The organism is Streptomyces sp. NPDC087428, from assembly GCF_044744085.1.
Lineage (GTDB): Bacteria > Actinomycetota > Actinomycetes > Streptomycetales > Streptomycetaceae > Streptomyces.
On sequence record NZ_JBIUXR010000005.1, the window covers coordinates 195565 to 209879 of the forward strand.

Consider the following 14315-nt stretch of genomic DNA (forward strand, 5'->3'; position numbering starts at 1 on the left):
TGTGAGCGGAGTCCGAACAGAGACGAGCGGCGGTGCGGCGGTGTCGGAAGTGATCGTGGTGGGCGGTGGGGTCAGCGGCCTCACCACGGCGGTGGTGCTGGCCGGGCACGGCCACCGGGTGCGGGTCTGGTCCCGGCAGCCCGCGGCGGCCACGACGTCGGCGGTGGCGGGCGCCCTGTGGTGGCCGTACCGGATCGAGCCGCGGGACCGGGTCGCCGACTGGTCGCTGACTTCGCTGCGCTGGTACGAGGAGCTGGCCGCCCGTCCGCAGGAGACCGGGGTGCGGCTGGTCAGCGGCCTGCACCGGGGCGAGCGGCTCGCGGCGCTCGGGGCGTGGGCCGGGAGGCTGAAGGACGTGGCGGAGAGCGCGGAGGGGCTGCGGTGCCGGCTGCCGCTGATCGACATGCCGGTCCATCTCGACTGGCTGGAGGAGCAGGTCAGGGCGGCCGGGGGCTCGGTCGAGCGGCGTACGGTCACCTCGTTCGACGAGGCGGCCGCCGAGGCCGCGACGGTGGTCAACTGCACCGGGCTCGGTGCCCGCGAGCTGGTCCCGGACACCGGGATGCGCCCGGTCCGCGGTCAGCTGGTCATGGTGGAGAACCCGGGGATCGACGAGTGGTTCACCGAGGCGGATCCGGCGTCGAGCGCGACGACGTACTTCTTCCCGCAGCCGGGCCGGCTGGTGCTGGGCGGCACCGCGGGGACGGACGACTGGAGCACCGTGCCCGACCCCCGCGCGGCCGAGGAGATCGTGGCCCGGTGTGCCCGCGTCCGGCCGGAGATCGCCCGCGCGCGGGTCATCGGGCACCGGGTGGGGCTGCGGCCGGCCCGGGACGCGGGGGTCCGCATCGAGGCCGAGCCGCTGCCCGGCGGCGGCCGCCTGGTGCACAACTACGGACACGGGGGCGCGGGGGTGACCGTGGCCCTGGGCTGCGCGGAGGCGGCGGCCCGGCTGGTGGGCTGAACCGCCGCGCGCCGGGCGGGGTACATCGAGCGGGTCCATCGCCCTCGGACGCGTCGACGGTCACCCGTCGGTCCCGGCGGGCCCCGGCCGGATGCGGTGCGCCCTCAGTCGGCCGCTGGGCTCGAACCGCCGGGCTTGTCCCCGTGTTCGGTGGTGACCTGACTGCTGCCGGGGCCGATCCGGATCTCGAAGTCACCGTCGTACTTCGTGTGGCCCTCGATGACCGCGGACTCGACCGCCTCCACCCCGAACTCGCGGCGCACGATGAGCGGGTCCTCGCGCAGGTCCCGCACCAGGGCCACGCACATGCCGATCATGACGATCGTGAAGGGCGCGGCCACCAGAATGGTCAGGTTCTGCAGGCCGGCCAGCGCGTCGCCCTTGCCGTTCCCGATCAGCAGCATGATCGCCCCCACCGCGCCGGTGACGACGCCCCAGAAGACGACGACCCACTTGGCGGGTTCGAGGATGCCCTTCTGGGACAGGGTGCCCATCACGATGGAGGCGGCGTCCGCCCCCGACACGAAGAAGATGCCGACCAGGATCATCACCAGCAGGCTCATCACCGTGGGGATGGGGAACTGCTGGAGTACGCCGAAGAGCTGGGCCTCCTGGGTGTCGGCGCCGTTCAGCTTCCCGGCCTCCTGGAGCTTGATGGCGGTACCGCCGAAGATCGCGAACCAGATCAGACTGACCGTGCTGGGAACCAGGATGACCCCGCCGATGAACTGACGGATCGTCCGGCCGCGGCTGATCCTGGCGATGAACATGCCGACGAAGGGCGTCCAGGAGATCCACCAGGCCCAGTAGAAGACGGTCCAGCTGCTGAGCCAGTCGGCGACCTCTCCCTCGCCGGTGGCCTCGGTGCGGCCGGCGAGCTGGGCCAGATTGCCGATGTAGGCGGCGATCGAGGTGGGCAGCAGGTCGAGCACGATGATGGTGGGGCCCGCGATGAACACGAAGACGGCGAGGATCAGGGCGAGCACCATATTGATGTTGGACAGCCACTGGATGCCCTTCTCCACGCCGGAGATCGCCGAGGCGACGAAAGCCACGGTCAGTACGGCGATGATCAGGACGAGCAACCCGGTGCTGGTCTTCTCCATCCAGTTCAGCTCGTGGAAACCGCTGCCGATCTGGAGTGCGCCCAGACCCAGCGAGGCGGCCGAGCCGAAGAGCGTGGCGAAGATGGCGAGGATGTCGATCAGCCGGCCGACACCGCCGTGGGCGTGCCGGGCGCCGATGAGAGGTTCGAAGACGGCACTGATCGTCTGCCGCCTGCGGCGCCGGAAGGTGCTGTACGCGATGGCGAGACCGACCACCGCGTAGATGGCCCAGGGGTGGAGCGTCCAGTGGAAGAGGGTGGTGGCCATCGCCGTCTGCATCGCGTCGGCGGCGTCGGCGGGGTGGGTGCCGGGCGGTGGATGGACGAAGTGCGCCAGGGGCTCGCTGACTCCGTAGAACATCAGGCCGATACCCATACCGGCGCTGAACATCATCGCGACCCAGGAGACGGTCCGGAATTCCGGCTCCTCACCCTCCTGGCCGAGGCAGATCTTTCCGTAACGGCTGACGGCGAGCCAGAGCGCGAAGACCACGAATCCGGAGGCTGCCAGCATGAAGGCCCAACCACCGTTGTGCATGAGCCAGTTGAGCGAGTCGCTGGAGACGTTCTCCAGCGAGTCGGTGGCGGTGGCCCCCCACACCACGAAGGCGAGGGTCAGGACGGCGGTGACGCCGAACACCACCCGGTCGGTCGTGGGGCGCCGGTTCTGGGTCGGGTCGCCGGGCAGATCCGCCGTCACCGACAGATCCCCCCTGCCACCCGTTCTCTGATCGTCCTGCGACACGAATGGCACCTTTCACGGAAGCTGGAGTTTCACTCTCCGTAGGCATTACCACACGCGGCGCACATCTTCCGGGATCAACAAGCGGTATCGGCTTGACCGTTTGTGAGGCGATATGTCGCATGCCTGTCCAGAAGGAGCGGGATCAGTCTCCGTGCGGGCTGGCCCAGCGCTACGTACACGCCGTCACCGTCGGGCCGGGAGGTGACGCCGTGCAGGGCGAGTTCGTCCCCGACCCGGGCGACCTGGGCCGCCGTGAGCCGGTAGCCGCACGGCGGGTGCGCGAGGGTCTCGCCCGGCCCCGCCGCCTCGTTGTCGGCCCCGCCGAACCGGACCGGGCCCCGCTCCGTGAACCCGGCCGCCCGGGAGCGGGCGGTGGCGGCGCCGATCTCGCCGCGCCGCTCCTCGACGTAGGAGAACAGGCCTTTGAGCGCGGCACGTTGGGAGTGCACCCGGCGGCGGTTGTTGAGTGCGGGGTCGGCCCGCTCGGCGTCGGTGAGCGCGCCCACGCGGGACTCGACGAGCAGGGCCACGGCATTCTTGACGCCCGCCGCGTTGCGCAGGATGCGCTCCTGTCCGTCGCCCGCGGTCTGCTTCACCGGCCGGCCGGTGACCGGGTCGGTCCAGATGCCGTAGAGCCCGCTGTCATGTCCGGCGTCGCGGGCGGCCGGGCGCACATACTGTGCGGCCAGGAGCTTCGACTCCTCGTGCACCCGGCCCCGGACGTTGGGATTGCGGGGCCACAGGACTGCCAGGTCCTTGTCGTAGTACGGCGGGGTCGCGCCGTACTCGTGCAGGTCGTAGACCACATCGGGCCGCTCGTCCCGGAGGACTGCCGCGATGGCGCGGCCCTCTGCGGTCCGCAGCGCGATGTGGTCGCGGTTGATGTCCACGTCGTCGGAGTTGCCCCGCGTCCCGGCGGCGCGGCCGTCCGGGTTGGCGGTGGGAATGACGAGGATCTCGGTACGGGAGAGAAAGTCCCGGGTCGCCCGGTCCTCGGCGTACCCGAGGTCACGGATCACCGTGAGGCAGGCCTCGCGGGCGGCGGGTTCGTCGCCGTGCTGACTGCACACGAGGAGCACGGTGAGGGCGTCCGGGCGCCGGCTGCCGATCCGCACGAGCCGCAGCGGGCGCCCCTGCTTCGTCGTGCCGATCCGCTCCACGGAGCCGCTGCGCCGGCCGACGGCCGCGAGCAGGGAGCGCTCCTCTGCCGGGCCGGTCCAGCGCGCCCCGCCGGTGGATTCGAACCCGGTACGCGGCGGGGTCCGTGCGGCCTGCGCGGACCCCGTGAGCAGCACGCAGGCCAGCACCACGGCGAGGGCCGCCTGCGCGAGGCCGCGGACCCGGCGGCGGCCCGCCCGCCGCTCCCGGCCGTCCGGTGCGCGGCGGGTCATCGGCCGCCGGCTCCCGTGCCGCGCGGACGGCCGGCGGGGGCCGGGACGGGCGGTCTGTACGTCGAGCGGGCACCCCGCGCACGTGTCGGCATGGGCGGAAGGTACCGTGGCCGGCGCCCGCGCGACAGGTCCCCCGGTCACCGCTCGGCGAAAGGCCCTAGGCTGGCAAGGTTCGCGCTGTTCGGCCGGGCCCCGGCCGTCTCCGGCCCCCTCCCGCGCCTCCGAGGAGCGTCCCTTGCCCCGTCCGACCCCCGATGCCCCTCACGACGTACGCCCCACGCTGGAAGCCGTGGCAGCCCGTGCCGGGGTGTCCCGGGCAACGGCCTCCCGGGTGGTCAACGGCGGTGCCGGGGTACGGCAGCCGCTGGTGGAGCAGGTGCGCAAGGCGGTCGATGAGCTCGGCTACATACCGAACCACGCCGCCAGGACGCTGGTGACCCGGCGCAACGGCGCCGTCGCCGTGATCATCGACGAGCCCGAGATCCGGATCTTCTCCGATCCCTTCTTCTCCCAGCACATCCGCGGCATAAGCCGTGAACTCATCACCTACGACGCACAGTTGGTGCTCCTCCTGGTGGAGGGAAGCGGCGATTTCGAGCGGGTCACCCGCTATCTGGCCGGTGGCCATGTGGACGGTGTACTGGCCTTCTCGATGCACACGGACGACGAACTGTCCGCGGTGATCCGCCGGTTCCGGGTACCGACGGTCTACGGCGGGCGTCCCGGACGACCGGGCGCCGCCTCCGAGCTCGCGGTCCCCTACGTCGACTGCGACAACCGCGGCGGTGCCCGCGAGGCCGTGCGCCATCTGGTCTCGCTCGGCCGCCGGCACATCGCGCACATCGCGGGCCCGCGCGACCAGACCTCGGCGCTCGACCGTCTCGACGGCTACTTCGACGTGCTGCCCGACGGCGATCCCGCGCTGGTCGCGGACGGCGACTTCACCGCGGAGGGCGGCGCCCGCGCCATGGCCGGGCTGCTGGAGAGGCGGCCGGACCTGGACGCGGTCTTCGCCGCCAACGACCTGATGGCCTCGGGCGCCCTGCGGGTGCTGCGCGAGCACGGCCGCCGGGTGCCGCAGGACGTGGCCCTGGTCGGCTTCGACGACATGGAGTCGGTGTCCGAGGCAACCGACCCGCCGCTGACGACGGTCCGTCAGGATGTGGTGGGTATGGGGCGGTTGATGGTCCGGATACTCATGGAGCGGCTGAATGACGGAGCCACCGAACCGGATTCGGTGATCACACCCACGGAGCTCGTCCACCGCGCTTCGGCCTGACGCACGCACCGGCGCAAGGCCGGACATCTCCCGTCCCGCACACCCCACACCGCCGCGACCCGCCACGGCGGCATGAGCGACGCCCCGATCCGTGCCGGCGGTGTTGACGCGCCCCATGAAACAAGTCGATAGTATTTGTAACATTGACTCTCTGAACAAAGTGCCCGTCAGATGTCCTCCGGTGCAAGGGTGTTGAACCGGAGACGCCACACGCACCGCCCGACAGGAGGGCGCACCATGGGCCGCTACAGCCGCCTTCGCGAGATACGCCGCATGGATCCCGTCCGAGACTGCGCCGAGATACTCCGGCTGATCTCGCAGTACGAGTTCCCCTGGGACTACCGGCAGGGTGTGAGTGTCGCGTTCCTCCGCGACTACGGGGTGCCCCGCATCTCCGTACTCCTTGACCGGACGCAGGAGTTCGAACGGTCCGGCCAGAAGCGCTACGACGACACGGTGCTGATCGGGTACGAGATGGCCGCCGACGGCTTCGACTCGGAGCGCGGGCGCGCGGCGGCCCGTCACCTCAACCGCATCCACGGCAAGTACCGGATACCCAACGAGGACTTCCTGTACGTCCTGGCGACCACGGTCGTCGGGCCGAAGCGCTGGATCGACCGGTTCGGCTGGCGGCCCCTGTGCCCGGTGGAGACCGAGGCACTGACCGAGGTGGGCCGGAAGATGGCCGCGATGATGGACATCGAGGGCGCCCCGGACACCTATGAGGGGTTCGAGCGGTTACTGGACTCCTACGAGGAGCGGATGTTCGCGTACGACCCGGCGAACCGGCGGGTCGCCAACGCCACGTTCCGGATCATGGCGAGCTGGTACCCGCGCCCGCTGCGTCCGTTGATCGCACGGTTCTCGCTCGCGCTGCTGGACGAGCCGCTGCTGCGGGCCCTGGGGTTCAGGGCGCAGCCCCGCTGGGCCAGGTCGGCCGCCGCGGGAACGCTGCGGGCCCGCGCACGGTGTGTGCGCCTGCTCCCGGCCCGGCCCCGGTGGCTGCCCTCACGCCCGCAGCCGCGTTCCTATCCGTTCGGCTGGCGTCTCGACGATCTGGGACCGCACTGGGCGGGCAGCCGGCCCGTGGAGCCACTGCCCGACGAGCGCCACCCCGCGCCTCCGGGGACGCCGTGCGCTGCGCGCGCGGATCAGCGCACCCCGGAGGTCTTCGAACGTCCCGCCTAGCCGACGGCGATCAGCGGTACGAGGTAGCTGCGGGCGAACGCCCGCAGCTGCTCGTCGTCGTCGAGCTCGAAACAGCTCACCGGGTTGAGGAGGAAGGAGACCGTGATGCGCACCATCAGCTCGGCGACGGGTGTCGCGTCGGCCTCTGGCCTCCCCTCCGCACGCCGGGCCTCGCGCAGCCGGCCGGCCACGTAACCGCGCATGGCGACGAGGGCCGGCCCGCTCTCCACCGTGAGGAACGGGAGCATGATCTCCGGCTCCAGCCTCAGCAGCCCGCCCACCAGGGGGTGTTCGCGGATGTGGCCGAGGACGGCCACGAACCCCTCGACGATCCGGTCCTCGGTGGTGGGCAGCGCGGCGACCGCCTCGTCCACCTCGACGACGAAGCGCCGGTACTCCCGCAGCAGACAGGCCGACACCAGGCCGTCCTTGTTGCCGATCCGCCGGTACACGGTCACGCGCGAGACCCCGGCCCGCTTGGCGACGTCGTCGACGGTGGAGCGGCGCAGCCCGAACGTCATGAACTGCTCACGAGCGGCGTCGAGGATCTGTTCGGTCAGCGCGTCGGAGGGCGGTGTCTCGCCGAGCGCCCGGACCAGCAGTGTCTCGTCCGTACTCCGTGCGGCCATGGGCCCTCCCCGCTCTCCGCCGGTTCCGGTCCACCATAGCGGCGCCGGAACAGAGAGCCGCCGCCCGTCTCTCTGTATCCGCGCGGGGACGAGGACAGGGGCGCGGCGGCCGCCGTGGTCCGCGGGGAGTCGCAGGGGTGTGGTCACGGCCGGCTTCTGCCGCCCTCGGCCGGACCGTGCGGGCCGCCGCCTGGGGGTGGAGTGCGCTTCGCCGCTGCCGGACACTTTCACAACAGTGGTGAGACAGCAATACTGTTGAACCTGATGGACGCACACGCCCGGCAGTTCACCCGCGGGGTCGGACACGAGGAGCAGATATGGCGACCGGGACCGAGGAGCCGACGCTCACCGTCGACGAGCTGGCGGCGCGCGCCGGGGTGACCGTGCGCACGGTGCGTTTCTACAGCACGCGGGGGCTGCTGCCGCCGCCGGTGATCGGGCCGCGCCGGGTGGGGCACTACGGGCACGACCACCTCTCCAGGCTCGCGCTCATCGAGGAGCTCCAGCACCAGGGCATGACGCTCGCCGCGATCGAACGCTATCTGGAGCAGCTGCCGCCCGATCTGAGCGCCCAGGACCTGGCGATCCACCGGGCGCTGGTGGCGACCTGGGCGCCGGACTCGGCGGAGGACGCGACCCGGGCGGAACTGGAACGCCGCGCGGGGCGGGCGCTGACCGAGCAGGACCTCGACCGGCTGGCCGCGATGGGTGTACTGGAACGGGCCGATCCGGGCGGGGCCCCCTACCGGGTGGATCCGGGGCTGCTGCGGCTCGGTGTGGAACTGCTCGACGTGCCGATCGCGCACGAGACGATCCTGGCCGCCCGGACGGTCCTGCTGGAGCACACCCGCTCGGCCGCCCAGCAGCTGACCCGGCTGTTCCGGGACGAGGTGTGGAGCCCGTACCGGGAACGGGAGTCGGATCCGGAGCACGTCAGGGCGATGAAGTCGCTGTCGGCGCACATGCAGCCGATGGTGCTCCAGGCGCTGGTGACCGCCTTCCAGCGGTCGCTGAAGGAGGAGCTGCGGGCCGCGTTCACCGCTGAGTGAGTACGGCCCGCAGCGCCCGGCGTCAGTCGTGGAAGGTCTCGCCCCGCTCCGCCTTCGCGACGAGCAGCGCGGGCGGCAGGAAGCGGTCGCCGTAGCGCTCCGCGAGTTCCCGGGCGCGGGCCACGAAGCCGGTGAGGCCGCCCTCGTATCCGTTGATGTACTGGAGCACGCCACCGGTCCACGGCGGGAAGCCGATGCCCATGATGGAGCCGATGTTGGCGTCGGCGACGGTGATCAGCACGTTCTCCTCCAGGCAGCGGACGCTGTCCAGGGCCTCGGAGAAGAGCATCCGCTCCTGCATGTCGGTGAAGGAGATGTCCGTCCGCGGCCGGGTGAAGTGCTCGCGCAGACCGGGCCAGAGGCGGGTGCGCCTGCCGTTCTCGTCGTAGTCGTAGAAGCCCGCGCCGCCGCTGCGCCCCGGGCGTCCGAACTCGTCGACCATCCGGTCGATGACCGAGTCCGACGGGTGGCCGGCCCAGGTGCCGCCCGCCGCCTCGACGGCCCGCCTGGTCTCGTCGCGGATCTTGCGGGGCAGGGTGAGCGTCAGTTCGTCCATCAGGGAGAGCACCTTGGCCGGGTATCCGGCCTGGGCGGCGGCCTGCTCGACGGAGGCGGGCTCGACGCCCTCGCCGACCATCGCGACGCCCTCGTTGATGAACTGGCCGATGACGCGTGAGGTGAAGAAGCCGCGCGAGTCGTTGACGACGATCGGCGTCTTCTTGATCCGGCGGACCAGGTCGAAGGCGCGGGCCAGGGCCTCGTCGCCGGTCTTCTCGCCCTTGATGATCTCGACGAGGGGCATCTTGTCGACGGGTGAGAAGAAGTGCAGCCCGATGAAGTCGGCCGGGCGCGAGACCCCTTCGGCCAGGGCCGTGATGGGCAGGGTGGAGGTGTTGGAGCAGAGCAGGGCGTCGGGCTCGACGACGTCCTGGATCTCCTGGAACACCTTGTGCTTGAGCGCGGTGTCCTCGAAGACGGCCTCGATGACGGCGTCGCAGCCGGCGAGGTCGGCCGGGTCGCCGGTCGGGGTGATGAGGGCGAGGAGTTCGTCGCGCTTCGCCTCGGTCGTGCGTCCCCGCGAGAGCGCCTTGTCGAGCAGCTTCTCGCTGTACGCCTTGCCCTTGGCGGCGGCCTCCGTCGAGATGTCCTTGAGGACGACCTCGATACCGGCGCGGGCGCAGGAGTAGGCGATGCCCGCGCCCATCATCCCGGCGCCGAGGACGGCGACCTTGCGGACCTGGCGCTCCTCGATGCCCTTGGGGCGGCTGGCGCCGGAGTTGACGGCCTGGAGGTCGAAGAAGAACGCCTGGATCATGTTCTTCGAGACCTGGCCGGTGACCAGCTCGGTGAAGTAGCGGGCCTCGATGGTGAGGGCGGTCTCGAAGTCGACCTGTGAGCCCTCGACCGCGGCGGCCAGGATGTTGCGCGGCGCGGGCATGGGGGCCCCGGCGAGCTGTTTCTTCAGGTTGGCCGGGAAGGCGGGCAGGTTGGCGGCGAACTTGGGGTTCGACGGGGTGCCGCCGGGGATCCGGTAGCCCTTGACGTCCCAGGGCTGCTGCGACTCGGGGTTGGCGTCGATGAAGGCGCGGGCCCGGTCGAGCATCTCCTCACGGGTGGCGGCGACTTCGTGGACCAGACCGTTCTCCAGGGCGCGCCGCGGGGTGTACTGGGTGCCCTGGAGCAGCACCTTCAGCAGCGCGTCCGCGATGCCCATGAGGCGTACGGTGCGGGTGACGCCGCCGCCCGCGGGCAGCAGGCCGAGGGTGACCTCGGGCAGGCCGATCCGGGAGCCGGGCGCGTCGAGGGCGACGCGGTGGTGGGAGGCGAGGGCGATCTCGTAACCCCCGCCGAGGGCGGCTCCGTTGATGGCGGCGACGACGGGTTTGCCGAGGGTCTCGATGCGGCGCAGCGAGCGCTTGATCGCGGTGCCGGTGTCGAAGGCGGCCTGGGCGTTCTCGGGACCGACCCTGATCATGTCCTTGAGGTCGCCGCCCGCGAAGAAGGTCTTCTTGGCGGAGGTGTAGATGATGCCGCGGATGGAGTCCTTCTCGGCCTCCGCGCGGTCCGCGACGGCCTCGATGGAGTCCTTGAAGGCCTGGTTCATCGTGTTGGCGGACTGGTCGGGGTCGTCGAGTACGAGGGTGACGACGCCGGTCCCGTCCTGTTCCCAGCGGATGGTCGTGCTCTCGGTCATTGCTCTTCTTCTCCGTAAGCAGGGGTGGCCGGGGGACGGTCAGAGACGCTCGATGACGGTGGCGACGCCCATGCCGCCGCCGACGCAGAGGGTGGCGAGGCCGTAGCGCTTGTCCCGGCGCTCCAGTTCGTCGATGAGCGTGCCGAGGATCATCGCGCCGGTGGCGCCGAGGGGGTGGCCGAGCGCGATGGCGCCGCCGTTGACATTGATCTTGTCCAGCGGCAGAGCCATGTCCCTGGCGAAGCGCAGGACGACTCCGGCGAAGGCCTCGTTGATCTCGACGAGGTCGATGTCGTCGATGGTGAGCCCGGCCTTGGCGAGTGCCTTGCGGGTGGCGGGCGCGGGGCCGGTGAGCATGATGGTGGGCTCGGAGCCGGAGACGGCGGCGGAGACGATCCGGGCGCGCGGCGTGAGGCCGTACCGCTCCCCGATCTCCTTCGAGCCGATCGCGACCAGGGCCGCGCCGTCGACGATGCCGGAGGAGTTGCCGGCGTGGTGGACGTGGTCGATCTTCTCCACCCAGTGGTACTTCTGCAGGGCCACCGCGTCGAAGCCGCCCATCTCGCCGATCGCCGCGAACGACGGCTTGAGCGCGGCGAGGGAGTCGGCCGTGGTGCCGGGCCGCATGTGCTCGTCGTGGTCGAGGACGACGAGGCCGTTGCGGTCCTTCACGGGGACGACGGAGCGCGCGAAGCGGTTGTCCTTCCACGCCTCCGCGGCCCGCTCCTGCGACAGCGCGGCGAACTCGTCGACGTCACGGCGCGAGAAGCCCTCGATCGTCGCGATGAGGTCGGCGCCGATGCCCTGCGGGGCGAAGCCCGTCTGGTAGTTGGTCATCGGGTCCATCGCCCAGGCGCCGCCGTCCGAGCCCATCGGCACCCGGGACATCGACTCGACGCCGCCCGCGAGGATGAGGTCCTCCCAGCCCGAACGGACCTTGGCGGCCGCCAGGTTGACGGCTTCGAGGCCCGAGGCACAGAAGCGGTTCTCCTGGACACCCGCGACGGTGTCCGGGAGGCCGGCCGCGATGGCGGCGATGCGGGCGATGTCGGAGCCCTGGTCACCGAGCGGGCTGACCACGCCGAGGACGATGTCGTCGATGGCCGCCGGGTCCAGGTCCGGGAACCGGCCGCGGATCTCGTGGATCAGGCCCACGACGAGATCGATCGGCTTGGTGCCGTGCAGGGCCCCATTGGCCTTGCCGCGGCCGCGCGGGGTGCGGATCGCGTCGTAGACGAACGCTTCGGTACTCAAGACAGCTGCCTTTCGGGGGTGGTGGCGCAACAGAGGGTGTGGCGGAGCGCGGGGTGTGGCACAGGAGGAGGTGGTGGCAGGGCGGGGTCAGGCGAGCAGGGAGCGGCCGATGATCTCCTTCATGATCTCGGTCGTACCGCCGTAGATGGTCTGGATGCGGCCGTCGGTGAATGCCCTGGCCACCCGGTACTCCGTCATGTAGCCGTAGCCGCCGTGCAGTTGGAGGCAGCGGTCGGCGACGCGCTTCTGCAGTTCGGTCGCCCACCACTTGGCCATCGAGGCGTGCACGGCGTCGAGCGTCCCCTCCGAGTGGTCGACGATGCACCGGTCGAGGAAGGCGCGGGTGACGGCGCACTCGGTGGCCATCTCCGCGATCTCGAAGCGGATGTGCTGGAGCTTGGAGAGCGGCCGCCCGAAGGCCTCGCGCTCCTTGACGTACTCGGTGGTGATCTCCAGCAGGTGTTCGGCGGCGGCGATCCCGGCGACGGCTATGCCCATGCGTTCCTGGGCGAGGTTGGTCATCAGGTGGATGAAGGCGCCGTCGAGCTCGCCGAGGAGGTTCTCCTTGGGCACCCGGACGTCGTTGAAGAACAGCTCGGCGGTGTCCTGGGACTTCTGGCCGATCTTGTCGAGGTTGCGGCCGCGTTCGAAGCCCTCGGCACCCCGCTCGACGACGATGAGGGAGAGTCCCTTCGCACCGCCGTCCGGGGTGGTCTTCGCCACGACGACGACCAGGTCGGCGAGGATGCCGTTGGAGATGAACGTCTTGGAGCCGTTGACCAGCCAGTGGTCGCCCTTGTCCTCGGCCGTGGTGCGGATGCCCTGGAGGTCGGAACCGGCGCCGGGTTCGGTCATCGCGATGGCGGTGATGATCTCGCCGCTGCAGAAGCCGGGCAGCCAGCGCCGCTTCTGCTCGTCGGTGCCGAGACCGGTGAGGTAGGGGCCGATGATGTCGTTGTGCAGGCCGAGCGCGAGGCCCGCGGCGCCCGCCCGGGTGAACTCCTCGGCGAGGACGGCGCTGTAGCGGAAGTCGGCGTTGCCGCCGCCCCCGTACTCCTCGGGCACCGCGAGGCCGAGGAGCCCCTGCCGACCGGCCGCGAGCCAGGCCTCGCGCGAGACGATGCCGTCCTTCTCCCACTGCTCGTAGTGCGGGAGGACCTCCTTGGCAAGAAAGGTGCGGACGGCACCGCGGAACGCGTCGTGCTCTTCGGTGAAGATCTGCCGCTGCATCAGTCGGTGGTGTCCTTCCGGGTGGTCCGCAGGCCCGGTACGTCCCAGTCGGCGGCGACGGCGTCGGTGTCCGCGCCCGGCCGCGCCGGGCCGCTGTGCACCGAGGAGGGCGTGGCCGAGAACCGGGGTGCGGGCGCGGGCTGGGTGAGTCCGCCGTGTTCGACGAAGGTGCCGCGGGCGGCGAGGTGCGGGTGGTGCGGGGCCTCGCGGAGCGAGAGGACGGGTGCCACACAGGCGTCCGAGCCGGTGAAGACCTCGGTCCACTCGGCGCGGGTGCGGGTGCGGAACCGGGCGGCGACGACCGCGCGCAGTTCGTCCCAGCGGGAGATGTCGCCCCGGTCGGGGGCCGTTCCACCGATACCGAGGAGCTCGGTGAACTCGGCGTAGAACCGCTGCTCCAGAGGGCCGACCGCCATGTACTCGCCGTCGGCGGTCTCGTACGAGCCGTAGAACGGGCAGCCGCCGTCCAGCAGGTTGGAGCCGCGCCGGTCCTGCCAGCCGCCGGCCGCCAGCATCCCGTGGATCATCATGGCGAGATGGGCGGCGCCGTCGACGATCGCCGCGTCCACGACCTGGCCGGAGCCGCCGGGGGTACGGGCGTGCTGGAGGGCGGCGAGGACACCGACGACGAGGTAGAGCGAGCCGCCGGCGTAGTCGCCGAGCAGATTGGCCGGGACGGTGGGCGGCTCGCCCGGCTTCCCGATCATGGAGAGGGTGCCGGTGAGGGCGATGTAGGCGATGTCGTGCCCGGCCCGTGCGGCGAGCGGCCCGTCCTGGCCCCAGCCGGTCATCCGCCCGTAGACGAGGAGCGGGTTGCGGGCCAGACAGGCGTCAGGCCCCACCCCCAGGCGCTCGGCGACGCCCGGCCGGTACCCCTCGATCAGGATGTCGGCGCGCTCCGCCAGCTCCAGGACCGTGTCCGGGCCGTCCTCGGCCTTGAGGTCGACGAGGACGGAGCGTTTGTTGCGGTTGGTGAGGTCGTGGGCCGGATCGATGCCGAGCCCGGCGCCGCCGGGCCGGTCGACCCGCACCACGTCGGCGCCCAGATCGGCCAGGAGCATCGCGGCGAACGGGCCGGGGCCGATGCCCGCCAGTTCGACCACCCGTACCCCGGCGAGCGGGCCCCGCGAGCCGTGCGCGCCGTTCCCTGCTGTTGCCATCGAGCCCCCAGCGGTATGACACAACCGATGTAACACCGATGATGCTAAGAACGTACCGCGCTCCGCACAACCCCTTGGGCGAGCAAGCGCTTAGTTCTTTTCCCGCCGATCCTCCCCCACGGAGCCC

Annotated in this window: 11 protein-coding genes; 4 read left to right on the forward strand and 7 right to left on the reverse strand. The window is 71.2% G+C overall.

Annotated features, from left to right (window positions below; translation table 11 throughout):
• Window positions 1-40: 40 nt before the first annotated feature.
• On the forward strand, window positions 41-964 hold the full coding sequence (locus ACIO3R_RS12530; protein WP_385026719.1) for an FAD-dependent oxidoreductase: 924 nt from the start codon (window positions 41-43) through the stop codon (window positions 962-964).
• 104 nt (window positions 965-1068) lie between these two features.
• Here ACIO3R_RS12530 and ACIO3R_RS12535 read toward each other — a convergent pair whose 3' ends face one another.
• Window positions 1069-2814 (reverse strand): BCCT family transporter, encoded by a 1746-nt coding sequence (locus tag ACIO3R_RS12535; protein WP_385026716.1) that lies wholly within the window; start codon window positions 2812-2814, stop codon window positions 1069-1071.
• Between the two features lie 74 nt (window positions 2815-2888).
• A complete protein-coding gene (locus tag ACIO3R_RS12540) occupies window positions 2889-4205 on the reverse strand; it encodes a M14 family metallocarboxypeptidase (RefSeq protein WP_402105454.1) in 1317 nt (438 codons plus the stop codon).
• Between the two features lie 235 nt (window positions 4206-4440).
• Here ACIO3R_RS12540 and ACIO3R_RS12545 point away from each other — a divergent pair, with 235 nt between their 5' ends.
• Together ACIO3R_RS12545 and ACIO3R_RS12550 are read left to right on the forward strand one after the other, a co-directional pair.
• Window positions 4441-5484, forward strand: coding sequence for a LacI family DNA-binding transcriptional regulator (locus ACIO3R_RS12545; protein ID WP_385344248.1), 1044 nt, complete (start codon window positions 4441-4443; stop codon window positions 5482-5484).
• A gap of 237 nt (window positions 5485-5721) precedes the next feature.
• Entirely contained in the window at window positions 5722-6672 is a 951-nt protein-coding gene (locus ACIO3R_RS12550; protein ID WP_402105456.1) for an oxygenase MpaB family protein, read from the forward strand.
• Here ACIO3R_RS12550 and ACIO3R_RS12555 read toward each other — a convergent pair.
• Window positions 6669-7301: a TetR/AcrR family transcriptional regulator gene (locus ACIO3R_RS12555; RefSeq protein ID WP_402105457.1), complete on the reverse strand. Its 633-nt coding sequence runs from the start codon at window positions 7299-7301 to the stop codon at window positions 6669-6671. The genes ACIO3R_RS12550 and ACIO3R_RS12555 overlap by 4 nt on opposite strands.
• Before the next feature lie 317 nt (window positions 7302-7618).
• Here ACIO3R_RS12555 and ACIO3R_RS12560 point away from each other — a divergent pair, with 317 nt between their 5' ends.
• Entirely contained in the window at window positions 7619-8350 is a 732-nt protein-coding gene (locus ACIO3R_RS12560) for a MerR family transcriptional regulator (RefSeq protein ID WP_363028912.1), read from the forward strand.
• A 22-nt stretch (window positions 8351-8372) separates the two neighbouring features.
• Here the strand turns inward: ACIO3R_RS12560 and ACIO3R_RS12565 are convergent, their stop codons facing one another.
• The 4 genes from ACIO3R_RS12565 to ACIO3R_RS12580 all read right to left on the reverse strand — a co-directional run bounded on the left by ACIO3R_RS12565 (window position 8373) and on the right by ACIO3R_RS12580 (window position 14188).
• Entirely contained in the window at window positions 8373-10544 is a 2172-nt protein-coding gene (locus ACIO3R_RS12565; RefSeq protein ID WP_402105458.1) for a 3-hydroxyacyl-CoA dehydrogenase NAD-binding domain-containing protein, read from the reverse strand.
• A gap of 39 nt (window positions 10545-10583) precedes the next feature.
• A complete protein-coding gene (locus tag ACIO3R_RS12570) occupies window positions 10584-11798 on the reverse strand; it encodes an acetyl-CoA C-acetyltransferase (protein ID WP_385026695.1) in 1215 nt (404 codons plus the stop codon).
• A gap of 87 nt (window positions 11799-11885) precedes the next feature.
• Window positions 11886-13028 (reverse strand): acyl-CoA dehydrogenase family protein, encoded by a 1143-nt coding sequence (locus ACIO3R_RS12575; protein WP_385344259.1) that lies wholly within the window; start codon window positions 13026-13028, stop codon window positions 11886-11888.
• A complete protein-coding gene (locus ACIO3R_RS12580; RefSeq protein WP_385026689.1) occupies window positions 13028-14188 on the reverse strand; it encodes a CaiB/BaiF CoA transferase family protein in 1161 nt (386 codons plus the stop codon). Before ACIO3R_RS12580 ends, ACIO3R_RS12575 begins: the two co-directional genes overlap by 1 nt.
• Window positions 14189-14315 lie beyond the last annotated feature (127 nt).